Here is a 25,928-nt window from a genome sequence, read left to right as displayed (position 1 = left end):
CGGGCGTCAGCTTCTTCTGCTTCCCCTGTGGGCCTGGCGCGATCTCTGCGGCAGACTCGCTTCGTGATCACTGACGCTAGTCCTGCCCGGCGCAGGAGAATCAACCGGGTCCGCAGTTGCGGCGTTTCGCCCCCGTACATACGGGGCTGCTGCGAAACGATCACGCTCCGTGAAGTGACTGTCCGGATAACGGACGAGTTAACCGGATCTTCGGCCGCCTGCTCATACTCGACACTCCCGATCTCGCATATTGGACAGGCACGACCATGAGCCGGACAACCACCACACCTCCCCCGCAGACGGAGGACGCCCCGCAGGGCTCGCCGCTGTCGAACGGACTCAAGCAGCGGCACCTGTCGATGATCGCCCTCGGCGGCGTCATCGGCGCGGGCCTCTTCGTAGGATCCGGCGCCGGCATCGCCGCCGCGGGCCCCTCGATCGTGCTCGCCTACGCCGCGTCCGGCCTCCTCGTGATGTTCGTGATGCGGATGCTCGGCGAAATGTCCGCCGCCAACCCCGCCTCCGGCTCCTTCTCCGTCCACGCCGACCGCGCGATCGGCCCGTGGGCCGGCTTCACCGCGGGCTGGATGTTCTGGACCCTGCTGGTCGTGGGCGTGGCGATCGAGGCGATCGGCGCGGCCCATATCGTCCAGGGCTGGCTCCCCGGCACCCCGTCCTGGATGTGGGTCCTGGTCTTCATGGCGGTCTTCTGCGGCAGCAACCTGGCCGCGGTCTCGAACTTCGGCGAATTCGAGTTCTGGTTCGCCGCCCTGAAGATCGGCGCCATCGCCCTGTTCCTGATCCTGGGCGCTCTCGCGATCCTGGGCGTCCTGCCCGGCAACGACGCCCCCGGCACCGCACACCTCCTGCACGACGGCGGTTTCCTGCCCAACGGCATGGACGGCCTGCTCATCGGCCTCCTGGCCTCCCTCGCCGCCTACGGCGGCCTGGAGACGGTGACCATCGCGGCCGCCGAGTCCGAGAACCCCGTCAGCGGCGTGGCCAAGGCCGTGAAGACGACCATGTGGCGGATCGGCATCGTCTACGTCGGCTCGATGATGGTGATCGTCACGCTGCTCCCGTGGAACGACGGGTCCGTCACGGAGAACGGCCCGTACGCCGCCGTGCTCGACCGCCTCGGCGTCCCCGGCGGCGGCCAGATCATGAACGTCGTCGTCCTGATCGCCCTGCTGTCCGCCATGAACGCCAACATCTACGGCTCCTCGCGCATGGCCTACTCGCTGGTCTCGCGCGGCCAGGGCCCCAAGGCGCTGGGCAAGGTCTCCGGCGGCGTGCCGCGCCGCGCGGTCCTCGCCTCCTCCGCCTTCGGCTTCTTCGCCGTCCTCCTGTCGTACTGGTACCCGACCACCGTCTTCGCCTGGCTCCTGAACATGGTCGGCGGCGTCGTCCTCATCGTCTGGGGCTTCATCGCCGCCTCCCAGCTGATCCTCCGCCGCCGCCTGGAGCGCGAGGCACCCGACCGGCTCGTGGTCCGGATGTGGGCCTTCCCGGTCCTCACCTGGGTGACACTGGCCGGCGTGGCGGGCGCCCTGGTCCTGATGGGCCTGGAAACCGACACCCGCGTCCAGCTGTACTCCACGGGCGGCCTGGCCCTGGCACTGGCCGTGGTCGGCTATGTGCAGCAGCGGGCGGCCGCGGCAGCCCGCTCTGCGAGCGACTGATCCCGGCACCGCGCACCCGTATAACGGCGAAGGCCGGCCCCGTCCCGACGGACGGGGCCGGCCTTCGCCGTAACTGCGCCCGGGGGTGCGGGGTGGGCGGGGTGGCCGCGGGACCGAGCGGCCGGAGGCCGGGGCGTGCGCGGGACCAGGCCCGAGCATCCGGGGCAGAGGCTTGGAGTCGCGCGTCCTGGCTCTGTCCACGAGAAGGTGGGCGATCGCCGATCGGCGCGCGACCCGGAAACCTGCGATCTGGGCTTGAAACTGCCGCAGCGGAAGCCTCTGCCGTCCTGAACAGGGCCGGATATTCCGGCCCTGTGAAGCAATCCGTGGGGGAGGCGGCGATGGCCTGGCCGATCGCGGAGGTCGCCCGGATGTCGGGTGTGACGGCCCGGACACTGCGGCACTACGACGAGATCGGCCTTCTGCCGCCGGCCTGGATCGGCACCAACGGCCACCGCTACTACGAGGAGCGCCAACTGCTGCGGCTGCAGCAGGTCCTCGTGCTACGGGCACTGGGCCTGGGACTGCCTGAAATCGGCCGGATCCTGACCGCGCAGGTCGACGAGCTGAAGGCCCTGCGGGGCCACCACCGTCGCCTGCTCGCCGAGCGCGACCGGCTGGACGCCCTGGCCGGCACCGTCGCCCGCACGATCACCGAACTGGAGCAGTCCAGGAAGGACGGCACAGACATGATCAGCATCAGCCGACCGGAAAACCTGTTCGAGGGCATCGGGCCCGCCCGGTGTATGAAGGTCCTGTGCGACTTCCCGGAGCTGGTCGGGGCCATCGAACGGCACACCTCGGCATGGAGCGAGGACGAGATCGAGGCCGACGAGCGCGAGCGCACGGCGCAGATGATCCGGCTGGCCGACCTGCTGACCACCGGTCTGCCCGCCGACGCCGACGCGGTGCAGGCCGAGATCGACACCCAGTACCGGACGCTGGCCAGGATCCGGGCAGCCACCGCCGAGGAGTACCGCGCGATCGGGCGTACCTGCGTGGAAAACGAGCACTGGTACGCGGTGTACGAGTCGATCGCGCCGGGCCTGGCCACGTACCAGCGGGCCGCCATCGAGGCGTACGCCACGACCCGGCTGAGCTGAGCCGGAACAGGGCCGCCGCCACGGGGGTGCGGCGGCCCGGCCGGGTCGGGCCATTTGCCGGTTCTGCCGGCAATGGGTTCACAGCGGGGCGCGGGCTTCAGCGCTCACGGGCCCCAGGAGAGCGGGCTCGACGCTCACAGGGCCCGTGAGTGCGGCTCGGCTGTCAGGGGCCGGGGGGGCGGCCTGGCTGTCACGGACCCCGTGGAGGCATGAGTTCGGCGGTACTGGAGCTAGGGGTCACGCTCGCGGCCAGGGGCTCCCACGAGGCCAGCGGTCACAGGCCGGGGCCCAGCCGCTTGCCATGGAGCGCGTAGTCACCGAGCAGCCGACACGGGGACAACGGTCGCCGTCTCGGCAGTCGTGGGCGGCCAGGGCGTCACCGGACCCGCCCGCCACGGGCCGGATGGCACGGGCCCAGGGGGCAGGCGGCAGCAGTCACAGAAGGGACGGTCACGGGCTCGACGGTCATGAGCCCGTGCTCACCGGCCCGGCCGTCACCTGCTCCAGGGCACTGACTCCGGCCCCGCCCCGAGCTGACGGTCCCCCGCCCCAGGGGCGCCCGGCCGCGCGTCGGCGCCGTACAAACAGCAGGCCGGCCCCGGAACGTCCGGGGCCGGCCTGCCGCTGTGAGTGCGGGGCGCCGCTCAGGAGGCCGCGGCCTGCGCGGGCTCCTCGTGGCGCGACTGGGCAGGGACCGCCCCGCCCGCGCCACCGAGCACCGGGTCCGGCCCCGGCAGACCCGCGCGGTGGGCCTGGACGCCCGCGCGCACGGCCCAGAAGTAGAAGCCCAGGGCCGAGACGCCGACCAGAGCGGTGTCGAGGCCGCCCGGGATCACCCCGTGGCCGCCGAACTCGGGGCTACCGAGAGCCGACAGCAGCGACAGCCACAGCAGGAAGCCGACCATCCACCACGCCGGCGCGAACTGGCGGCGCAGGTTCTCGCCACGGCGACGCAGCACAACCGCCGCGATGGGAACCGAGACCAGCGTGAGCAGAGTGACCTTGCCGGTGTTGGGCCACTTCGACCAGTACAGGGCGCAGGCCGCGAAGGCGAAGATGAGCGGGCAGAGGACCTTGGCGGCGGGGAGCCGGAAGGGGCGGGGCAGCTCCGGCTTGGTCTGCCGGAAGACGCCCACCGCGATCGGGCCCATCAGGTAGGAGACGACCATCGCGGCGGAGACGACGCTGGCCAGGGCCTCCCAGCTGTGGCCGATGGTCAGCAGCAGGAGGACGGAGAAGCCCAGGTTGAGCCACATCGCGGGGCGGGCGACGCCGTAGCGGGGGTGCACCTCGGCGATCTTCTTGGGGAAGAAGCCGGTGTCGGCGAGGTTCTGCGCCAGGTAGGCGGAGGAGGCGACGTTGCCGATGTTGGCGCCGTTGGGCGAGATGAAGGCGCCGAACTGGAGCATGGTGACGACCCAGTGCAGCATCAGCAGCTTGGCGAGGTCGGCGAAGGGGGAGGCGAAGTTGACGCCGCTCCAGCCGCCGGCCTCGGCGAGCTTCTCCGGGGGGACGGCGCCGAGGAAGGCGACCTGGAGGGCCAGGTAGATCACCAGGCCGAGGGAGAGCGCGCCGACGAGGGCGAGCGGGATGGCCCGGCCGGGGTTCTTGGCGTTGCCGCCGAGGTTGACGACGGCCTGGAAGCCGTTGAAGGCGAAGACGACGCCGGAGGCGGTGACAGCCGTCAGGACAGCCGACCAGCCGTTCGGGGCGAAGCCGCCGTGCGCGGTGAAGTTGTCCGTGTGGAAGCCGGAGGCGATGAGCGCGCCGACCGCGAGGACCGGGATGGCGAACTTGACCAGGGTCAGCAGGTTGTTGGCCCGCGCCAGCAGCTCGACCGACCAGTAGCAGGCGAGCCACAGGGCGACGGTCAGGAACAGGGCCATCGCGATGCCGGTGCCGGTGAGGCTCCCGTCGGCGACCAGCCCGCGGGCCCAGCCGAAGCTCCACGAGGACATGTACTGGGTGCCCGCGATGGCCTCGATCGGGATCAGCGAGGCGGTCGCGATCCACACGGCCCAGCCCGTGATGAAGCCGAGCACCGGTCCGTGCGAGATGGAGCCGAACCGGGCCATGGCGCCCGGCAGCGGATAGGCGGCGCCGACCTCGGCGTAGGACATGGCGATCATGCCGATGAAGATCGCGCCGATCACCCAGGCGACCAGCGCGGCCGGGCCCGCGACCTGAGCCGCCTGACCGGCTCCGAAGAGCCAGCCGGAGCCGAAAATGGACCCCAGCCCGATCATGATCAGGGCGAAGAGGCTGAGGCCTTTTCGATTGGCCGCGCTCACATCCACGACGTGCATTCCGTTCTGCCGGAGACAAAGTCCGACGGCAGCCCGTGCACCTCTCAGGCCCTGCGGCTGCCGCCTTTTTCGTCGGCTCGCGCCGCAGCAGACATCGTCTTCCGGGCCGAACCCTCCGAACCGGACGGAATTCAGCCGCGCACAGCGAGAAGCGGCCCGGCGGCTCTGCCGAAATCATCCCCGGGAGCGGACACCGGGCGGCTGCGCACGACGAACCTTGAGGAATTCGATCAGCGGTGGTCCGGGCTCACTGGCGACGAGATCACCGAGGACGCAATAGCGACGCCCGCCATCGTACGACAATCGACGGAACGTCTCCAATCGCCGCTGGTCAGCCCTTATTTCCAGCGCAAGCACACCATTTCGTAATTGCCGAGTGACCGAGCACGTGCTTTCCGTGACTTTACCGAGCGAACAGCGGAAATGCTTTTCCGGAACGGCATCGCATCGCAGGCACCACGGCGCCGATCTCGCCCGGCAGACGCACGAGGACCCGGACGGCACCCTTGTCGTCCATCTCCCAGGACTACCCCGCGGGTGCGGGGACGACGCCCGGGAGACAACCGCGCCCAAGTACGTGCCGGGACCATCCCCGCACCAGCGGGGAGTGCCGCGCGTTCGATGACGCGGAGACGGCCGCGGCGGTTGTCCCTGCACCCACGGGGGGGGGTCGCTCCACCAGCTCCGGACCAAGGCCGGCGTGGAGTCCGTCCCCCGCAGCCGCGGGCGGATTGGGCGAGCAGTACCGGTTCGTCCAGTTCGCGGGCGGCCGCCTCGTCGCCGCACCGGCGGGGAGGTCGCCGAGCGCGCTCGGCGGTGGCGACGATCTGTGTGTCGCGGGCCGCGTAGCGGCGGTTGGTCCACACCGTGGGCACGTCGAAGGCCGGGCCACGTGCCCATAGGGGACGCCCTCGCCGCACACACTGCACTCCCGGCGGCGGCGCACCCGCCCACCATCAGCATCGTGCACCTCGTGCACCTCGTGCAGTTCCAGGCCGTACCTGTGTCACGCCGTCCGCGTGCCCGCCCCTCCGACCGGATCGTTCGGGGTTTCGAGCCACTCTTGATCATTTTGTATCAAATGGGTGATCACTAGGCCTGGCCCATTAGATGGCGGAGGGACGGAGATGCCTTTGTTTGGTTGCGGTGGGTTCCGGCTGTCACCGGCCAGGTCCTCGCCGCCATACCGCTGTGAGGGCCGGTCTGTCTGCCGTGCAGGAGGTGGTTATGGAGAACCGTGTTCCCCGGCCGGTAGCAGCGTCATCGTCCGGGCCGTCCGTTCCCTTGGCTGTGGTGGGTACGGCATGTCGTCTGCCGGGCGGCATCACTGATCTCCGCGGGCTGTGGACGGCGTTGGCCGAAGAACGGGACCTGATCACTTCGGAGCCGCCCGCAGACCGTGTGGATGCGGCGCGTTTCTGCGATCCCGATCCTGAGCGGCCGGGCCGGGCGTACACCATGGCGGGCGGGTATCTGGGGGACGTGTCGGGGTTCGACCCGGAGTACTTCGGGATCTCGCCGCGTGAGGCGAAGCACATGGATCCGCAGCAGCGGATGCTTCTGGAGATGACGGCGGAGGCGTTCGACGATGCGGCCATCGACCCGGCAGGCCTGGCAGGGTCGGATGCCGCGGTGTTCATCGGGGTCAGTGACATGTCCTACGGTGGGCTGCAGATGGCCCGGGTGGAGGAGATCTCTGCCCATTCGATGAGTGGTTCGGCTCTGTCCATCGCAGCGAACCGGCTGTCCTACGTCTTCGATCTGCGTGGCCCGAGCATGGCGGTGGACACGGCGTGCTCCTCGTCGCTGATCGCTGTGCACCAGGCGTGTGAAGCGCTGCGTGCAGGCCGCAGCCGGGTGGCCGTCGCAGGCGGGGTGAACCTGCTGCTGAGCCCCTCCCACTTCGTCGGGTTCTCGAAGGCGATGATGCTCTCGCCACGCGGGCGCATTGCAGCATTTTCAGCCGAGGCTGACGGGTATGTGCGGGCCGAGGGCGGCGGTGTGGTGGTCCTCAAGCGGTTGCCGGATGCTCTGGCGGACGGCGACCGGGTGCACGCGGTGATCGCGGCAAGCGGCGCGAACTGTGACGGCAGTACATCAGGGATGACGGTGCCGAGCGCGGAGATGCAGCGGCGGCTCCTTCAGGATGTGTACGCCCGGGCCGGGGTCGTTGCGGATCAGGTGCTGTATTTCGAGGCGCACGGGACAGGCACGCCGATCGGTGATCCTTTGGAGTGCCGGGCGGTGGGTGAGGCGCTGGGGGTGCGGCGTGGGGCCGGGCCGCTGCCGGTCGGCTCGGTCAAGACCAACCTGGGGCATCTGGAACCGGCGTCGGGCATGGCCGGTTTGTTCAAAGGCATGCTGGTCCTCCAGCACGGTGTGATCCCGGCGTCCTTGCACGGTGAGCCGCCGAATCCTGCGATCGATTTCGCTGGACTGAATCTCAGCCCCGTCGGCAGCATGCGTCCTGTCACGGAGGGCGTGGACGGCGTGGTGGGGGTGAACAGTTTTGGCTTCGGCGGCGCGAATGCGCACGTGGTGCTCAGCGCGGCTCCCCCCTCTCGGCAGCCTTCGGTGCCCCCGGAAGCGGGGCAGCGGTTGCCCTTGGTGGTCTCGGCGCGTACCCGCAAGGCGTTGGGCGAAGCGGCCCGGGTGGTCGCCGCCCGTCTTCGCGACGTACCGGAGGAAGGCTTCTACGACGCGTGCTGGACCGCCTCCGCGCGGCGAGGCCGGCATTCGCACCGTATGGCTGTCCTCGCCCGCGGCCCGCAGGAAGCGGCCGGGCAGTTGGAGGCATTGGCTGAGGACGAGGCGTCGCTGACCGCTGCCGAGGTCCATGTGGAGGGGTCGTCGTCGGCGGGCGTGGTGTTCGTCTTCTGCGGCAATGGCACCCAGTGGCAGGGCATGGGTGCGGCTCTCATGGCGCAGGAACCGGCCTTCCGCGCGGCCGTCGTGGAGGCTGACACGTGCCTGCGTCCGGTGCTGGGCTGGTCGGTGGCGGCCCTGCTGTCGGAGGATCCCGGTGGGCCGGGCATGGAGCTCATGACGGACATCGAGCGCGCACAGCCGGTTCTGTTCGCCTTCCAGGTCGGCCTGACCGCGCTGCTGGGCACGTACGGGGTGCACCCGTCCGCTGTGGTGGGGCACAGCTTCGGTGAGGTGGCAGCGGCATACGTGAGTGGGGGGCTGGATCTTGCACAGGCGGCGCGCGTGGCCGCTGAACGCAGCCGATTGCAGGCAGTGACGGCCGGCTCGGGCCGCATGGCCGCGGTCAGGATGAGTGAGCGCGAGGCGCAGGAGGCGCTCGCCGCGTACGGCGGCCGGCTGGAGGTCGCCGCGGTCAACAGCGAGCGGGACGTGACCGTATCCGGACAGGCGCTGCGAGCCCTGCAGCGTGACCTGGATCGCCGGGGGGTACCGTGCAGGGAGCTGACGGTGAACCACCCTTTCCACAGCGCAGCGATGGATGTCATCGAGGAGCCGCTGCGGAGGGCCCTGGCCGGACTGTCCCCCCAGGCGCCGAGGGTGCCGATGTACTCCACGGTGACCGGTGCGCCGGTACGGAGCGGGGAGCTGGATGCGGCGTACTGGTGGCACAATGCCCGCCGTCCGGTCCGTTTCGCCGATGCGATGACCGCCGCTGTATAGGACAGGCTCGTGACAGTGGTGGAGATCGCCCCGCAGCCGGCTCTGTCCGGGCCACTGAACCGCATCGCCGCAGAGGCCCCCGGCGGTGGTGCGTTTCCTGTCATCTCCGCGGTGCACCGGGGCGAGTGCACGCCGGAGGGCGTTCGCCGCACGGCCACGCGCCTGCTCGCCGCCGCCGAACAGGGCGCCGTGGACAGCTGGTTCCCCACCGCCGGTACTGTCACCGACCTGCCGTCCTACCCGTGGCAGCGCCAGCGGTACTGGCACGGAACACCGGAGCACTGGATCCGTACCAGTGGTGACGGGGTGCTGGTGCATCCGTTGCTGGGCGAGCGCCTGCCGGCTCTGGATCCTTTGTGGCAGTCGTCTGTCGAGCGCACCCGCACCCCCTGGCTGGCCGACCATCGCATCGGCGGCACGGTAGTGATGCCGGCTGCCGGGTTCGTGGAGCTGGCCCTGGCCGCCGCCCGGGAAGTGTCCGGCGCCGGTATTCCGGCGGAGATCGACGATCTGCAGATCACCCGAGCTTTGGCGCTGCCTTGGGATGCGGCCCTGGAGATCCGGCTGCAGACCTGCCTAAGTCATGAGGACGGCATCTTCCATATCGCCAGCCGCACCGGCGAGACCGGCGCCTGGAGGCAGCATGCCCGCGGCCGTGTCCGGCGTCTGGCCGCCGTACCGCCGGACCCGGCGGGCACCGCGGCATTGTTCAAACGGCTGCCCCGTCGTATCGACGCCGACACGTTCTACAGCACGGTGGCTCAGGAGGGGCTGGACTACGGTCCGGCCTTCCAGGTGCTGAGCGAGCTGCACGTGGGAGCCGGTGAGGTCCTGGCGGTCTACCACTGCGAAGCGCCGGATGATGGCTACGGCGGGTACGTGGTCCATCCCGCCCTGCTGGACGGCGCTCTGCAGACCGGGGCACCGCTGCTGATGGAAACCGGGACCGGCTACCTGCCGGCGGCGATCGACCGCATTCGCCAGTGGGCACAACCGGGACCGGACGGCCTGGTGCACGTGCGCCAGCGTTCACGTACAACCCGGGAAGCGGTGTGGGACATCACCGTCACCGACACCGACGGCACGGTCGCACTGGAGCTGACCGGCTGTCGCCTGCACCGCATCGGCCTGCGCGCCACCGACCGTGGCGAGGAGTACACCTCGGTGTTGCACGCCGCGCCCCTGGCCGGGCAGCCGGTGCCGGCGTGGGCGCCGCCGTCCCCGGGCGAGGTGGCCGCAGCAGCGGAGGAAGGGCTGCTCAGGCTGCAGGGGTCGGCTGCCACGAATCAGTTCGTGGCGGGATGCGCGCTCCTCAGGTCCACAACTGCTACGTACGCGGTCAAAGCCTTCGCCTCGTTGCTGCCTGGCCATGAGACCTTCACGTTCGATGACCTGGCTGCGGCCGGCGTGCTGCCGCGGCACGAGAGGCTGGTGCATCTGCTGGCCCGGATGGCCGAAACGGAGGGGCTGCTGGCCCGCGGGAACGGTTGCTGGCGGCGCCTGCGCGAGGACGCTCGGGTGGAACCGCCGGCCATCAGTGTCCTGTCCGATCTCGCCTCATGGACCGCCACGGGCTGTCTCAATCACCGATTCGCCCTGGATCTGCTGTTCCAGGACAGCGGACCGGAGCTCATCCAGCAGTTCTACGACCTCGACCCACCGACCCGGTTCCACAACCGCATCGCCGCGGAGCTGCTGGCATCCCTGTTGCGCCTGTGGCCGGGCGACAGGCCCCTGCGCATCTTGGAGGTCGGCGCGGGAACCGGCGGGCTGACCGCACATCTGCTGCCGTTGCTGGACCACCGCGCCACATACGTCTTCACCGATGTCTCCGCCGCGTTCTTCCCCGCCGCCCAAGCACGCTTCGAGGCGCACGCCTCGCGCATGAGTTTCCGTACCCTCGACCTGGACGCCGACTTCGCTGCACAAGGGTTCGAAGAAGGCTCCTTCGACGTCCTCGTCGCCGGATACGCCTTGCACGCGGCAGCCGACCTACGGGCCTGTCTGCCCAAGCTGGCCCGGCTCACCGCGCCCGGCGGGTACCTGCTGGCACTGGAAGTCCACGACCCCCAACTGCTCGCGCTGATGTTCGGGGTCATCGAAAACTTCTGGAACCCGCGCGACCACGACCTGCGGCCGGACACGATTCTGCTACCCCGCCGGCAATGGTCGCAGGTCCTGGCCGACAGCGGCTTCGAGTCCACGGTCGAACTGGACGATCCGTCCATGAGCGAGCACTTCTCGGTACTGTTCACCCGGACGTCCGCCTCATCCGAACGCGTACCTGCCGCTCCCCCCGCAACACCAGAAGGCGGCCGCTCGTGGATCCTGCTCGCCGAAAACGCCGACGAAGCAGAACTCGCCCGCCTCGTGGCCGAGGAACTGATCGCCGCCGGGCGTCCGGCAGCAGACGCCCCGTGGTGCCTGCGCGAGGACCAAGCCTGGCAGGCCGCGCTCGCACATGCCCCGGACGCCGACATCGCACTGATCCTGAGCAGCACCGGCGACCTCCAGGCCACGGACGACCCCGAGGCCGGAGTCGAGCTGGCCGTCCGACGAGCCGGGCTGCTGCGGTCCCTGGTCCATGCCGAACAACAACGGGCAGGCAGCCTGACACGTCGCCTCGTGCTGGTCACCCACCCCAGCGGGGCCCTGCCCGCACCGGAACGTCCGGCGTTCCCCGGACAGGCCGCCGCCTGGGGCATCTCCCGCACACTGGCCCACGAACATGCCGTCCCCATGCGGCGCATCTCCCTGGACCGGACCCCCGACCTTGTGCTCAACGCCGCCCGACTGGCCCGGGAGCTCCTTGCCGGCGAGCCCGCCGACGCCGATCAGGGGCCCGTGCACGACGAGGTCGCCCTCACCTCCGGCGGTCGTTTCGCGCACTGCGTCGAACGGTCGGCCTCCAGCACGCGGCCCACCCGGCCGGACAGCGGGAGTGCGTTCCGGCTGGAACTGCAGGACCAGGGTCCGGCCTTCCGTCTGCGCTGGATCGAGACCACCCCAGGGCAACCGGGCCCGCAGGAAGTCGTCATCGCGGTGCGCGCCGCGGCGCTGAACTACCGCGACGTCATGGTGGCCACCGGCCTGCTGCCACCCGTGGCCGAGAACGGCCTGCCCTCGGAGACCTTCCTCGGGCTGGAGGGCGCCGGAGTGGTCACCGCCGTGGGCGAAAGCGTCACCGGTCTCTCGCCCGGTGACCGGGTATTCGGGCTGTTCCTCGGTGCCTTCGCCTCACACGTACGCGTGCCCGCGGCCGCGGTCCGCCCCATCCCCGACGGCATGTCCTTCACCGCGGCGGCGACCATGCCGGTGGCGTACTTCACCGTCCACCACAGCCTGGAACACCTCGCGCGTCTCCAGCCCGGCGAGACCCTTCTGGTCCACGGGGCCACCGGTGGCGTCGGGCTGGCGGCGCTGTGCTACGCCCACCGCGTCGGCGCCCGCCTCATCGTCACCGCCGGCAGCCCGGCCAAACGGGACATGGCCAGCACGTTGGGAGCCGAGCTGGTACTGGACTCCCGCACCCTCGACTTCGCCGACGAGATCCGCCGCCACACCGAAGGACGCGGTGTCGACGTCATCCTCAACTCCCTCAGCGGCGAGGCGGCCGCACGCTCCCGGGAACTGCTCGCCCTGCGCGGCCGCTTTGTCGAACTCGGCAAACGCGACATCTACTCCAACCAGCGCCTCTTGCAAAAGGCCCTGGCGGAGAACGCCACACTCTTCATCGTGGACGCCGCCAATCTGCTCTGGCAGGACCGCCGCCACGCCGTCACCGTCTTCGACGAGGTCGCCGGACTCGCCCGGGCGGGGACCTACCTGCCACTGCCCCACCAGACCTACCCCGCCCACCGCATCAGCGAAGCCTTCCGCCTCATGCAGCACTCCCGGCACATCGGCAAGATCGTCATCGGATTCGACGATCCCGTACCCGTCCACAGGACAACACCCCAGCCCCTGCAACTGGACGGCAAAGGGACCTACCTGGTCACGGGAGGACTGAGCGGGTTCGGTGCTGAAACCGCCCGCTGGCTCACCGAACGCGGCGCCCGCCACCTGGCACTGGTCAGCCGCCGCGGGCCCCAAGCCCCCGAAGCCGAGCAGCTGCTGGCAGACCTCCACGCACGCGGCGCACAAGCCCGCGCCCACGCCGCCGACATTGCCGACGCCACCACCATCCGCGCACTGCTCCAGGAGATCGCCTCTACGGGGCACCCGGTGCGCGGCATCGTCCACGCCGCCATGCACGTGGACGACGGCGCATTCGCCGAACTCGACGACGACCGCATCCGCTCCGTCCTGGCACCGAAATGGGGCGGCGCCCTCGTACTCGACGCACTCTGCCCTGACGCCGACCTCCTGCTCTACTCCTCGATCAGCCCCTTGCTCGGAAGCCCCGGGCAGAGCAGCTACGCAGCCGCGAACCTCGCCATGGAAGCCCTCGCACGTCACCGCCGCGCGGCCGGCCGTCCCGCACTGGCCGTGGCCTGGGGCGCCATCGACCGCGTCGGTTACGTCGCCCGCAACGGACTCACAGCCCACGTCATGGCCATGGGATCCCCACCGATGGACCCCCTGCAGGCTCTCACCACTCTGGACGGTCTCATCCACCGGCGCGTGGAACGGGCGGTCTTCGCCCGCCTGGACTGGCAGCGTTTCTCAGCACTGATCGGCCCCGGGGAACATGCCCGGTTCGCAGCCGTGCTCCCCGCTCCGGTCGAAGGATCCGCCTGGCAGCTCGAGGAGTTCATGGAGCGGCTCACCACTGCCGGGGCCGGCGAAGCTCTCACCCTGGTCGAGGACTTCATCGCCGCCATGGCCGCGAAAATCCTCCAGATGCCGCCCGACAAACTGGACCGGCACCGCCCCCTGATCCAGTACGGCATGGACTCGCTCATGGGCCTGGAACTCCTCGCCAAGTGCCGTGCCCACTTCAAACAAGAGGTCCCCGTCATGGAACTTCTCCACTCCGACGGCTCCACCCACGGCATCGCCGAAATCGTCCTGCCTCACCTCCTGCGGCAGGCACACACCCAAGCCTCGACAGTCCACATCCCGCGCAGGGCGACAGGCACGCAGCACATCCGGGGGACGTGAGGCCCGTGCCCATCGCATCTCTGGCAGTGACCGCCCTGCTCGGGCTGACAGGCGTCGCCGCCCGCGCCCTTCTCCAGCGACACCGCACCGGCGAGAGCGGAATGCGATGGCCCTCCGGCACCCTCCACTGGTGCGCGTGGCTCATCACCGCGGGGGGGGGAATCCTGCTCGCCGGCATCGCAGCCCCCTGGCAGAGCTCGGCGGCGGCCTGCGGCCCTTGCCCGTACTGGACCACTCCGCCCTGCGGATGGCCGGGGCGGCGCTGGCGGCCTTGAGCACCGGGGTGGTCTTCGCCTGCCAGCAGGCCATGGGAGCCTCCTGGCGCCTGGCACCCGACCCGGGTGAGCACCCCCTCCTGATCACCACGGGCCCGTTCCGCCTCGTACGCAACCCCATCCTCACCACACTCGCCGTCATGACCGGCGCCTTGGCCCTCACCGTCCCCAACGCCCTCGCCCTGGCAGGCACGGCTGCCGTGCTGATCGGCAACGAGCTCCAGGTACGCCACGTCGAAGAGCCCTACCTCATGGGCATCCACGGCACCGCCTACCAGGAGTACACAGCGCGAACCGGCCGGTTCCTCCCCCTCTTGGGGCGCAGAAAATAGGCAGACGACCATTCCGGACAGGGCGGCCAGGGCTGCCAGGACGGCCAGCCGCGGTGTCCGGAGGACGGACAGGGCCGTGAGCTTCAACGTCCGGTCGGCACCGGGGGCCTCTCGAGGAAGCTGCACTCATGGCCTCCAGCAGCACGGGGTAGTGGCTAGGTGCCAGCGGAGACGGGTCTCGACTGGGCCTGATGGGATGTCTGGCCACCGACAGCGCCCGCCCAGGCGTGTGCCCGGGCGGGCGCCGCCCTGCTCGGGGCAGTGCGTCAGCCGGTGAGAGCACCCAGGTAGGCCCCGGCCTCCCCGGCAGCCTGCGGGTTACCGTCCTCCTCGGCCTCCTCGGCGAGGTGTTCCAGTTCTTCCAGCAGGCCGGCGATCCCGGTGAGGACCACCAGGGGGATGGGGACGGTCTGACGGTCTGGGCGGCAGCGAGGCGGCGCGGGCGGTCGGCGACTGCAGGCCGGTGTCGACGTCGGCGGGGATGAGGGCGCGACGGCCGCGTCCCAGAGCGAGGTTCGGGGTGCCCACCCGCACTGGTCTGTCGGCCGCGCCTGACGAGCAGCGGTGCATGAGGGCGGTCCGGCGGGCCTCCGAAGGCAGGGCGCACGTGCGTACGCCTGTGTGCTTCCTGTGTGATTCCTGTGCGCCCCTGCACGCCGGATTCCTGTTTGTGCGCTGCGGTAAGAAGCCGAGCAGAAGGTCGTACCGCCGGGGAGCGCCACCGCGCCGGAATGGGGTGGCTTCGACGTGACACTCGCACCAGCACACACGCTCCCGTCCGCGCTGTACCGGGCCGGATCGAAGTTGGCGCCCGGCCCTGGATGACGAGGGAGCCGAGCAGCTGCGCGGCATTCTCACCGGTGCCCGCGCCGTGGTCGAGCGGTTGGTCTACGTCCGCCTCATGCGGTCACGCACCGCGCTCGCCGACGCCAGGCTGCCCCCGAGGGTGGCGGCAGCACTGGGCCGCGGCGGTCCCGGCATCGGCTCGGGCATCCGGGCGACCGCCCGGCGTGTGCGGCAGGAAGTCCGAGGACGTCCCGTAGACAGTTGCTCAGGGCCAGCCTCAACCCTGGCCGCCGCACGAACGGAGGCACCAATGACGACTGTTGTGGACGAGCTGAGAACCTGCCTCGAATGCCGTCTCGTGCAGTTCGTTGCGCATAGCGCGCCTCCCCCTGATCACGGGTCACGCGTGGAAGGGGCCGAGAACATCCCCGCTCACTAACATCGGGCCCACGCTATTCGCCGGGGTGAGCACGGCTCCTGGCGTCCTGTCAGCGCTGGCTGCTGCGGTAGGGCGGGCCGCGGCGTCGTCGCTGACGCCCAGGGCCGCGCCAATCGCGGCCTAGCACTCCAGCTGCAGTTCGCTATTCCTGCTGGTCACCCCGAGTTTCGGCACCATGGTGAAAACACCGCCCAGCCCGCCGGTGACCTGCGACGGCCTCTGCCCTAGGAGTCCGCCCGTGGGCCGGGTCGCCGAGGGGGAAGTCACCGATCGCCGAGGAGGGCGAAGGCGAGGCGGCGGTCGAGCCAGTCGGCTTTGATCGTGACCGACTGACTGCCCTCGGAGGTCATGACCAGCTTTCCGTCGGCCTTCCATTCCAGGGTCCGCGGCTTCGAGCGCTGGTCACCGCCCTCCGCGCCCAGGTCCGCGACAGCCTGGAAGGCGGCCAATACGACCTTGGTGGCGCCGAGCCCGGCCAGTTCCTTGGGGTCGCTGGTCGCCCGCTCGCTGCGGCCTGCGATCTCCGGCTGTCCGGGCTGATCGATACGCCACGTGTGCTTGAAGAAGCGCTTCGACGGGGCGACATGGCGGACCGCCCCGATCAGCAGACCCTGGCCGTCCCGGACCACTTGTTCCTTCCGAACGCCACAGCTGTTCCTTCGCCTCGATCACAGTGTGCTTCACCGTAGTGTTCGAGGATTCACGCGGAGGACCCGTATGTCCTTAGCATTCGTACAACGCCGTTTGGCCCTGGTACCGAGCCTGTCAGCTTATGCGGACGCGGAACAGCAGGGCTGTCACCGCTCGTGCGAGCACCTGCGCACCTTTCTCACAATCTCCTCGCCCAGCAGCTTGCGGTCCGCGTCCGGCCCGAAGCGCTGCGCTTCTACCGCTTCGGCGAGCCTCCTGGCCTGGCCCGCGTCGAGCACATCGACCATTTGCGCCGCGAGCCGCAAGGCGTGGTACTGCTCAAAGGGGGTGTGCGAGTGGGTGATGGCGGCGAGGGTGGCTTCGAAGTTCCACAGTTCGGGGCTGGCCTGCATCATGGCCAAGGCGGTGATGCGCTCCTCGTCCGTGCCCTCCCGCAACCAGCGCGAGACCTCGGCCGGCTCGAATGACTGCTCTTGTGCCAAGCGGCGCGCACGAGCAACGACCTCTTCCAACGCCCGGAGGCGCGAGGCACCGGGGCGCATCGAGCGGCGTACTGAGCCATAGTCGGTGGCGATAGGCCGTGCAGCGTCCATCAGGGTCCGCGCCTCTGCACGCAGCTCGTTGGCCGTGGCGATGTCTCCCTGGCGCTCGGACTCCTCCGCCATGGCAAACCTCTCCGCTGCGTCGGCCCGCATCCTCAACGTAGCCCCTCCGAAGTCCAGGCTCTCGATGCGGCTGCCGAGCAGAGCGAGGAGAACCAGGACACCCCCGAATACGATCAGCGCCGCCGAGCCGGTCCCGTTCTGGGTCACAAAGACCGCAAGCGCCCCTGCGCCGAATGACGCCGCGCCCAGGAGAGCCGTGAGTGTACGCAGGGCGGGGGTGAACCAGATGGACGCGGCTCTCCGCTTCACTGACCTCTCCGCTTCTGTTCGGATGGGCGTGAAGCTATCGCCAAACGACGTGAAATCGGCTAATTCAGGCGTTGTGTCGATGTCCTCCAGGGGCGCAAACCCGGCCTCTTGCCCGATTGAAAGACCAGCACTCAGCAAGCCCGAGGACCGGTGCTTACACCGCGGCCACGCCCATTCTTTGACGGCGCTGCCCGGCCCGGCACGCAGGACCCGGCCGGTCCGTGGCATCCGGTCATGCGACCCCCTCCATGGCGGGTTCTTCAGGTGGGGCCAGGAGGAAGTCGCCGAGCCAGGCGGGATCCTACGGGTCGGTAGTGTGCCGGCCGGACCAGCGCGGATCGGCCTCGCCGGTGTGCGACGCGAGGCGGGCAGCGAGACGCCGCAGAGCCGACCGACCATGGTGATCAGCAGGACGTCGACAACGGAGGCTGTGCCGCAGGGCTTGGTGCCGGTGTTGTGTGACGCCGACCCGGACACCGCCGGGATCGACGATCGACCTGGCGGACGCTTCCGCACGTCTGCCCTCCCGGACCGCGGCTCTGACGGTGACGCACACCCTGGAAGGGGGACTCCAAGGCGTACCCGTTCTCGCCCAGAGGGACGGGCTCGGGCTTTGGTTTGGCGGCTCGCTGTCGGCCGCCGTGGGGTGGACGGCGATCGCCTCGGCCGCCTGCCCCTGCCGGACCAGGACCCCGCACAGTTCCTCACGTGCCCTGATCGTGCCGAGGGCTCGCAGTTCAGCGGCGTCGGCGTCGGGATGGCCGGTGATGATGTCGAGGAGGTCGGCCTTGACGATTCGGGGGTCGGTCCAGGGGCGTGGGTCGGCTTCGGCCAAGGCGATCGCCTCTTCGACGGATGGATTCGGTGTAGATCACCGGTCACCGGGCAACTTCGCGGTTCGTCAGGACCAGCAGGGCCCTGAGCAGGTTGGTCGCCCGCTTTGGGTCGGTGCGGACCTTGCCGAGGACCCGCCAGTTCTTCAGGTGGGCGAAGCTGTGCTCGGCCGGGGCCTGAACGGCGGCGAGGGCCTTGTCGGAGAGTTTCTGAACGCGGGTCAAGGGCCGGTTCCGGGTGGCCTTGTAGCCGATGATCACGTACGGGTCGGCGTCGGGATCGCTGTCGCCCAGTCCGACGAACCCCAGGTCGGCGCTGGCTCCGAGCTTGGCCGCCCGCAGCTTGGCGGTGAGCTGGTCGTGTCGGCAGGCGGTGATCTCCGAGGTCCGTCCGGGCCGGGCTGCGGAGACCCGGAGCAGTCGGCCGCGGTCGTCGGTGAGCGCGATCACGAGCAGGCCTTGGAATTACTCTTGCCGGAGTAGTCCTTCCGGTTCTCCTTCCCGGTGCGTCGCCGGGTGCGAATCAGGGTGCCGTCCAGGAGGACGATCCCGCCGCCCTTTCGGGCGATCTTCTTCAGCGCGCGGTCCAGGCGTGGGGCGCGGGCGGCCAGCAGGCCGACGACTTCGCGCACCCACCGGGTGACGGTGGTGCGGTGTATTCCGTTGCCGCCGGCCAGGTCGCCCGGCCGCTGGTCACAGCGCAGGACTGCCGGCAGGAGAGTGGCGATCTGCCCCGGAGACAGGGCCCGCCACCGTGAGTCGATCTTCTTCAGGTGGCCGCGGATCAGCTCGGCGAGCCTGGTCAGCTTCGCGCGCAGCGGCTCCAGCTTGCCGCGGACAGCCGTCTCCAGGCCCAGTTTCTCGCCGACGCCCCTGACCTGGATCGGGGACGGAGCGGCGACCGCGGCGGCCTCGGCCTCGGCCCCGGTCGCTCGGCCAGCCGGTTCAGGACCCGCTCGGCGATCACCAGTTCCTCGCGCTCGGCCTGGCCGCCCGCGAAGGCCGACCTCCTCGACCTACTTTGGTCAACTCCTCGGCCAGCGCGTCCAGTTCACTCCCGCGAGCCGTGATCCGCTCCCACTCCTGCATCCCCGTGGCCTCCCACGTTCTCCCGGCGTACCGGCCCGGTGACGGACCGTAGGAGCCCCGTCGCGGCGGGCGCGGCAGAACCCGAGAACAGCCCCCCGCCGGCAAGCCGGATGATCTTCACCATGCACGCCGGCCCACGACCAGCGCGCATCCCGCCCACCCCTCACACCAGCCCCGTGACCTGCGAAATTCACGATGCACGGGTCTCAATGGGTAATGCGACGGGCACCTTCCCGACCGGGCGGCCTTGCGTCTCGGGCTCCACTCCATCGCCCCGGCCGCGGTTCAAGGCACGTGGATAGCATAGGAGTTACTCAGGAAAGTCGAACCTGCCTTGAGGAGTCCCCGTGATCAAGATCAGCATCTTCCTGACCCGGCGCGCGGACCTCACCCACGAGGAGTTCGTGGAGCACTGGACGCACAAACACCTGCCGCTGATCGCGAGCGTGACGGACGGAGCGATACCGGTCCGGCGCCATGTCCTGCTCCTACCCACCGACGACGAGATCCCCGGCCTGCGCAGCACCTACTACGACGGCGTCGTCGAGGTCTGGTTCGACGACATTGCCGACGCCACCCGCTGGTTCACCTCCGACATCTTCACCACGACCATCGCCGCCGACGAGGAGAAGTTCCTCGACCGCGACCTGACCCGCTTCCTCTTCACCACCGAAACCGCGATCGTCGGTTGAGCACCAACGTCGAGGTACACCGACTCGCGAGGGGAGCGACGTCATGGATCTGAGCCTGCATTTCTGGAGAGCGGTTGGCGACCTTGGTGACCGGCGTCGTGTATCGGCATCCGGGACTGCTCGCGAAGATCGTGGCCACCCTGGATGTGCTCTCGGGTGGCCGCGCGCAGTTGGGGATCGGCGCGTCGTGGTACGAGCGCGAGCAACGCGGACTGGGGGTACCGGTGGTCCCGCTCGGCGAACGGTTCGACCGGTTGGAGGAAACCCTGCGGATCTGCCTGCAGATGTGGGGTGAGGACAACGGACCGTTCCACGGCGAGCACTACCAGCTGGACGAAACCCTGTGTGTGCCGGCACCGCTGACCCGGCCTCGGCCGGACATCCTGATCGGCGGCGACGGCGAGCGCCGAACGCTGCGGTTGGTGGCGCGATACGCCGACGCCTGCAATCTGTACGCGGCCGGCCCCGAACATGTCGCGCACAAGCTCGACGTGCTGCGCAGGCACTGCGACGCGGAGGGCCGCGATTACGACACGATCCGCAAGACGGCCACCTACATCGAACCCATCGACGATCACGACGTATTCCTCGCGGCCGCAGAACAGTACGCGAACCTGGGTATTTCGCTACTCGATCTCACGACGATCCACGATCCGGCCGCTGCCGAGCGGGCAGCGGAGTTGATTCCCCGAGCAGCGCCCCTCTGACCCGCAACGCTTGCTCCCGCACAGGGACGAGATTCTGACAGGGGAGACACACGACCACAGAGTTCAACGTAGTAACCGTACTGATCGAGATCCATGCCAAGAAGGACGCGAGCAGAAGGCTCGCGACGGTCTGCGGCACGCCATCAGAACCTCGGCGAAACCTGGATCCCTCTCGGGCTCACGGGGAGCGACACGATACTGCGGTAGTCGACGGGCAGTGCGTCCTCGCGGCAGGTACCCGATGGCCGGCGGAGCAGGCTGCAGCCTTCGTGGCGGGACAGCCTCTGATGCTGCCCTCCGTTGTGCTCTTCGGACCGTCGCCGCCTCTGGTGCGTGCGTTGACTCCGGAGATGGCCTACCGGGAACTTGCCGGTCATCATCTGTCGGGCGATGTCGTGATGTCGCCTCCACTGGCCCTGGACGCGGCTGGCGGGGTGACGGCGCCCTCCCCTGTTCCCCTTTCACGTTGAAGCCCACCATCGCGGGCGTGACCTTCCGATTCACACCCAAACCCGCGGTGCGTGACCTTGCCGTCGGCTCCTCTGTGGCCGCTCTCGCCCTCCTGGATATCCGGCACGCCGCAGGACTGGTACGGCTCGCGCGGTTTCCTGTCTTCGGAGTGGAACGTCAGCGAAGTCCGCCATTCCGGCATCAGTGGAACGGGAGCGACATCCGACTGCCACCTCGCCAGCCGCGCCAGCCGCGCCATCGACTTCGTCGGTGTCCGCATTGCGTCCGGTGGAGTGGTACGGGACGTTCACGTCTTCGACCACTGGGGAAGCCGGCCGGTGCCGGCTCCGGACCGGCCGGGCAAGCTCCTCCCCCAGTGGCCGCCCGGGACCGTGCCTTGGCTGACGTACCGGCTTGCCGCCGTCGACGACTTGGGCATCCTGTCTGCCGATACGGTCGTGACGACCTTCTTCTTCGCCCTCTGAGTGTGGTTCGCCGAGCAGTATCAGGACCGCACTCAGACCCCCTCGCCCCAGGCCCTCCGACGACGCCAGGAGAGAAGAGCTCGGTCATGTCACCCGACCACCCCACCTCGGATCCGATTCCGGGGAAGCGCGGCCGCGAGGCCCATGCGCCGCATCTGCACGCCCAGGTAGGGCCGACCTAGTCCGAGTTCGGACTGTCGGGCGGAGACTCGCCAGCCTGGCTGCGGTGCTTGGGGCGTCCCTGCCCTTCGAGCCACATTGGCAGTAGAGGTCACGGATCACGGGCTCAGTTTGAGTCCAGCCGCGGGCTGTTTACATGTTGCGCGGGTGTGCGTTCAGATGATGCGGGCGGCTCCGCCGTGTCCGTGGACGGCCTCGGCGTCGGCGTCGGCGTCGGCGAGGCTGTCCCAGTGGACGGTTGAGAGCCGGGGGGGCCGCGCCAGCGGATGCATGCGGTGCCGTCGGGCCACACACCGTTGGCGACGTCGCAGATGGCCGAATTCACTCCTGAGGAACGTTCTGGGCCGAGGAGAGTCCGAGGTTTGCGTCGCGGCGAGTGCGGCGCTGAGATCGCCTTCTGTGTGCTCTCTGACCGGCCGCGACATGGAGCTTCCAGGGCGCACTCTTGGACGTCGCGTACCTTTCCGGTCATTCCTTTTGCCGAGGGCTGACAGGTGGTCCGAAGCCACCGATAGTCGAGTCGACCGACCGCCTGCAGACCTTGCTGTCTCAGGCGCCCCAGATTCAGGTGAGAAGGGGTAACTCATGCGCGTATCTCGGTCCTTGTCCGCCGCAGCCCTCGTCGTCGGCCTCACTTTCACCGCGCTGACTACGACTGTCTCCGCGGCACCCGCTTCCGCACCCCAGCAAGCGGCTCGCTGCGGCTGGAACGGCGATCAGGTCACGGGACCCGTCAGCATGCATTACAAGGCGGGTGCATACTTCCGTACCGGTCCCTATGCGGAGTGCTCGGGGTACAAGACGCCCAACCAGGGCTGGGCAGTTGCCACCTGCCGCTACGTAAATTCCCTTGGAAATCTGTGGTACTACTCCTCCGACTGGGCCGGCTGGGTGTACAGCGGCAACGTCACGTTCCCCATTGACGGCTCGCCCGCACCCACCAAGTGGTGCTGAGGAACCTGAAGCCCGTAGACAGGCATGAGGCAGCCCCGAAGGCGTCGCAACTATTGTTCAAGGCCCTTCTCGGGGTTCGATTGCCTGAGTGGCCTGGTGTCGATGAGCCTTGCGTCGCGTGCGGGCAGCGGCTCGCACGGCGGGCGGCCCGGTTTGGCGGGGATGGGTCCGTGGCGTCTTCCTCGACGACTGCCTCGGTACGTACGGGCTGGGTCTGCCAGGTGCGTCCCGGGGCGGGCGTCTGCTCGCCCCGGGGGCTGGACGACGGACCGGTCACGGTCGGCCTCGGCGGGGTGCTGCTCGGGTGCCGCGCCCGACGAGGGACGTGAGCGGCAGGACGGAGATCTGGCCCACGGTCCTCGACCGTGGCAACGACCAGCTGGTAGTCGACGTGACCTTCGGGGAGCAGGGAGACGGCGTAGCGGGTGGGGCGGGCGGTGGCCTCGAGCAGGTTGCGCGTCGCCGCTCTCCCGTCGGGTGACGCTGACCGGAGGGGGACGCGGCGGGGGCGGGGGCGGGTCATTGCGGCGGCGCCAGACGTTGATCACATGCCGGGGGTCGAGGGTCAGGTCAGAACCACCCCATCCGTCTCTCCGACGAAAACCGGTCACACCCCTATTGCATGGCTGGAAATGGTGCCATGCTGCAGCAACGGTGATCCCCGCCTCCCTCCTCGGCAGGATCCCCACAGGCCCCGCCCGGAGGCTGCCCCGTGGCAGGGCTGCGCCGCCCCTCCCGGCCTCCCCGGCGGGAGGGCCGACGCATGCTCACCCAGGCCACTGGCCTCTCCCTGGAATGCTGGACGCTTCCGTCGACAGCCTCCGCGACCAGGACAGGATCGTGTGCTGTACAGCGTTGTTCAGCCTCTACGGAGCTGGTACATCAGCGCCGCCGCCGATGGGCAACATGGTCTATCCCACGTCTACTTGAGTTCTCCGCGGCGCGTGAGAGGGAGAGCGCTGAGCTCATCGCCTCAGGGGACGGACTACGTCGATCGCCGTCATGGGAACGTGTGTTGGTTGTAGGAATGCGCCGCGCTCCGGTGAGACGTTCCGCGTAGGCCAGACGAGCCAGTTGAGCTGGTCCGGCGCCGCGCGGCGTGAGCTTCGGCAGAGCGAGGGCGGTGCGCGGGCTCCGGCGGTCGACCCCGGCGGGCGTACTCGCCCACCGGGCCCGGCGGCTGCCCCGTACCCTGAACCGTGTGCTGTCGAATGCGGATATCGAGGGCGAGGCACCGAGCAGGCATGTCCCGGCCTTCGCGACCGAGCCGGACGCAACGAGGCCGCGGCTTCCCCGTCGGCCGGCACCGAGCCGGCCATGACGAGCACGGGTGGCGGTGGCCCGCCACCACGCGGCACGTGGTGGCGGGAGGGAGTGATCACCGGGACGGCGCTCGCGCTCTGTCTGCTCGGCGGCGTAGTGCAGGTCGACGGCACGCTGTCACCGCCGCCTGCTGCCGCCTACTTCATCGCCGTGATCTCCTGTGCCGTGCTGCCGCTGCGGCACCGGGCGCCCCTTGCCACCATGGCGGCCACGACCGCGTGCGGCGCGCTGGTGCCGCCCCTGGGTCTCCTGCTGAGCCCGCTCGTCGTGGCCCCCGCCGTGATCACCGCCTACTCCTACGCGCTCACCGCACGCGACGAACGGCGCGCGGCGAGCGCGGTGTTGCTCACCTCCGCGGCACTGCCGGTCGCCTCCATTCCCTTCTTCGGGGCCCTCTCGTGGCAGGACGCGAGCAGGCTGGCAGCGGTGGCGGCGTTCCCGCTGGTCGCCGGCGTACTCGGACACTCGGTGCAGAACCGCCGGGCCTACCTGGCGGCCGTGGAGGAGCGGGCCCGGCGTGCCGAGCAGAGCCGGGACAGCGAGGCGCGCCGGAGAGTGGCCGAGGAACGGGTGCGCATCGCCCGGGAACTGCACGACCTCGTGGCCCATCAGATCACCCTGGCCAACGCGCAGGCCACGGTCGCCGCCCACCTCTTCGACGCCCGCCCGGAGCAGACCCGCAAGAGCCTGAACGAGCTCGTCGCGACCACCGCCGACGCGCTCGACGAACTGCGGGCCACAGTCGGTCTGCTGCGCCAGTCCGGGGACGCGGCCGCGCCCGCCGAACCGGTACCCGGGCTCTCCCGGCTTCCCACGCTCCTGGAGTCCTTCAGCCGTGCGGGCCTGAAGGTGTCGGTGCACCAGGAGGGCACGGCCAGGCCGCTGCCGCCGGGAGTGGACCTCACCGCCTACCGCATCATCCAGGAGGCCCTGACCAACGTGACCAAACACGCCGGCACCGGTAGCGCCCGGGTGCGCCTCGCCTGGAACCGCGATCACGTGACCATCACCGTCGCCGACGACGGAAAGGCGCCCGTACGGCGCCGACCGCACCCACGGGACAGAGCGCGTCCACGGCGGCGGACCGCCCGCCCGGATACGGTCTGATCGGAATGCGCGAACGTGCCACCGCGGTCGGGGGACACCTCTCCGCGGGCAGCCGCCCGGAAGGCGGCTTCCTCGTATCCACCCAGCTGCCTCTCCCGCCCGCAAAGGACACGACGCGCAGGACTGACGGAGCAACATCCAACGAGGGACGGATGGCCGACAGAGCGACGGACGGCGGAGAGACCGGGGGTGCGCCGTGACGCTCCGGGTGCTGCTCGCCGACGATCAGGCTCTGCTGCGCGAGGCCTTCCGGCTGCTCCTCGACTCCGCCGACGACATCACCGTGGTCGGCGAGGCCGCCGACGGCAGGGAAGCGGTCAGACTCACCCGCGAGCTGCGCCCGGACGTGGTGATCATGGACATCCGCATGCCCGAGGTGGACGGTCTCACCGCCACGTCGGAGATCTGCGCGGATCCGGAACTGCGTGCCAGCCGCATCCTGATCCTCACCACGTACGAGACCGACGAGTACGTCGCTCAGGCGCTGCGCGCGGGGGCCGGCGGCTTCATCGGCAAGGGCATCGGGGCCGAGGCCCTGCTGGACGCCGTGCGGACGATCGCCGACGGCGACACTCTTCTGTCCCCGGCCGCGACCCGCTCCTTGGTGGCCCGTTTCCTGGCCACACCGGACGACGCCCCGCCGCACCTCCCCGAACGGCTCGCCGTGCTCACCCCGCGCGAACGCGAGATGGTGGCTCTGGTCGCGACCGGCCTGTCCAACCAGGAGATCGCCGAGCGGATGTTCCTCAGCCCCTTCACCGTCCGCGCCCACGTGCAGCGTGCCATGACGAAGCTGGAGGCCCGCGACCGGGCGCAACTCGTCGTCATCGCCTACCGGACGGGCCTGGCCCACGCCACCCCCGAATAGC

At 69.7% G+C, this 25,928-nt stretch carries 14 protein-coding genes and 2 pseudogenes; 11 read left to right on the top strand and 5 right to left on the bottom strand.

The genetic code is table 11. From position 1 onward, the window contains the following. The first annotated feature begins 266 nt into the window (after positions 1-266). Complete coding sequence (locus tag AS857_RS11330; protein ID WP_058042982.1) at positions 267-1,682, top strand: amino acid permease; 1,416 nt, start codon at positions 267-269, stop codon at positions 1,680-1,682. Between the two features lie 341 nt (positions 1,683-2,023). Continuing rightward, the gene (locus tag AS857_RS11325; RefSeq protein WP_058042981.1) at positions 2,024-2,785 is read left to right on the top strand and encodes a MerR family transcriptional regulator; all 762 of its coding nucleotides are present in this window, start codon (positions 2,024-2,026) and stop codon (positions 2,783-2,785) included. A gap of 644 nt (positions 2,786-3,429) precedes the next feature. Here AS857_RS11325 and AS857_RS11320 read toward each other — a convergent pair. Beyond that, a complete protein-coding gene (locus tag AS857_RS11320; RefSeq protein ID WP_058042980.1) occupies positions 3,430-5,082 on the bottom strand; it encodes an APC family permease in 1,653 nt (550 codons plus the stop codon). A 3-nt stretch (positions 5,083-5,085) separates the two neighbouring features. Between AS857_RS11320 and AS857_RS39525 the strand changes: the two genes are divergently transcribed. From AS857_RS39525 to AS857_RS11305, 4 genes are all read left to right on the top strand, one after another. Continuing rightward, positions 5,086-5,460, top strand: coding sequence for a hypothetical protein (locus AS857_RS39525; protein WP_144440779.1), 375 nt, complete (start codon positions 5,086-5,088; stop codon positions 5,458-5,460). A gap of 858 nt (positions 5,461-6,318) precedes the next feature. Then, positions 6,319-8,739: a type I polyketide synthase gene (locus AS857_RS11315; RefSeq protein ID WP_160330212.1), complete on the top strand. Its 2,421-nt coding sequence runs from the start codon at positions 6,319-6,321 to the stop codon at positions 8,737-8,739. A 9-nt stretch (positions 8,740-8,748) separates the two neighbouring features. Next, complete coding sequence (locus tag AS857_RS11310) at positions 8,749-13,842, top strand: SDR family NAD(P)-dependent oxidoreductase (protein WP_079110244.1); 5,094 nt, start codon at positions 8,749-8,751, stop codon at positions 13,840-13,842. A 217-nt stretch (positions 13,843-14,059) separates the two neighbouring features. Beyond that, the gene (locus AS857_RS11305; RefSeq protein ID WP_058042977.1) at positions 14,060-14,449 is read left to right on the top strand and encodes a methyltransferase family protein; all 390 of its coding nucleotides are present in this window, start codon (positions 14,060-14,062) and stop codon (positions 14,447-14,449) included. A gap of 266 nt (positions 14,450-14,715) precedes the next feature. Here the strand turns inward: AS857_RS11305 and AS857_RS41875 are convergent, their stop codons facing one another. The 4 genes and pseudogenes from AS857_RS41875 to AS857_RS42065 all read right to left on the bottom strand — a co-directional run. Then, positions 14,716-14,841 carry a hypothetical protein gene (locus tag AS857_RS41875; protein WP_275477353.1) on the bottom strand — a complete coding sequence of 42 codons (126 nt, stop codon included), beginning with the start codon at positions 14,839-14,841 and terminating at the stop codon, positions 14,716-14,718. Positions 14,842-15,937: 1,096 nt separating this feature from the next. Beyond that, positions 15,938-16,303 carry a hypothetical protein gene (locus AS857_RS11300; RefSeq protein WP_058042976.1) on the bottom strand — a complete coding sequence of 122 codons (366 nt, stop codon included), beginning with the start codon at positions 16,301-16,303 and terminating at the stop codon, positions 15,938-15,940. A 168-nt stretch (positions 16,304-16,471) separates the two neighbouring features. After that, positions 16,472-17,137, bottom strand: a complete 666-nt coding sequence (locus tag AS857_RS11295; protein WP_144440778.1) for a hypothetical protein — start codon at positions 17,135-17,137, stop codon at positions 16,472-16,474. Between the two features lie 980 nt (positions 17,138-18,117). After that, positions 18,118-18,884, bottom strand: a pseudogene (locus tag AS857_RS42065) (transposase family protein); the annotation flags it as partial. A 624-nt stretch (positions 18,885-19,508) separates the two neighbouring features. Here AS857_RS42065 and AS857_RS11285 point away from each other — a divergent pair. The 5 genes and pseudogenes from AS857_RS11285 to AS857_RS11270 all read left to right on the top strand — a co-directional run bounded on the left by AS857_RS11285 (position 19,509) and on the right by AS857_RS11270 (position 25,927). Further along, positions 19,509-19,853 carry an EthD domain-containing protein gene (locus tag AS857_RS11285; protein ID WP_058042974.1) on the top strand — a complete coding sequence of 115 codons (345 nt, stop codon included), beginning with the start codon at positions 19,509-19,511 and terminating at the stop codon, positions 19,851-19,853. A gap of 59 nt (positions 19,854-19,912) precedes the next feature. Next, positions 19,913-20,560: a TIGR03560 family F420-dependent LLM class oxidoreductase gene (locus AS857_RS11280; protein ID WP_079110242.1), complete on the top strand. Its 648-nt coding sequence runs from the start codon at positions 19,913-19,915 to the stop codon at positions 20,558-20,560. Between the two features lie 521 nt (positions 20,561-21,081). After that, complete coding sequence (locus tag AS857_RS39520) at positions 21,082-21,495, top strand: hypothetical protein (RefSeq protein WP_144440777.1); 414 nt, start codon at positions 21,082-21,084, stop codon at positions 21,493-21,495. A gap of 2,451 nt (positions 21,496-23,946) precedes the next feature. After that, positions 23,947-25,259 (top strand): annotated as a pseudogene (locus tag AS857_RS11275) (sensor histidine kinase). Beyond that, a complete protein-coding gene (locus AS857_RS11270) occupies positions 25,256-25,927 on the top strand; it encodes a response regulator transcription factor (protein ID WP_058042973.1) in 672 nt (223 codons plus the stop codon). The pseudogene AS857_RS11275 and the gene AS857_RS11270 overlap by 4 nt, the downstream one beginning before the upstream one ends. Position 25,928 lies beyond the last annotated feature (1 nt).

Origin of the sequence: Streptomyces roseifaciens (genome assembly GCF_001445655.1) — a bacterium.
Taxonomy (GTDB): Bacteria; Actinomycetota; Actinomycetes; order Streptomycetales; family Streptomycetaceae; genus Streptomyces; species Streptomyces aureoversilis.
The sequence above is the reverse complement of the archived record's forward strand: the minus strand, read 5'-3'. Positions and strand labels throughout refer to the sequence as shown.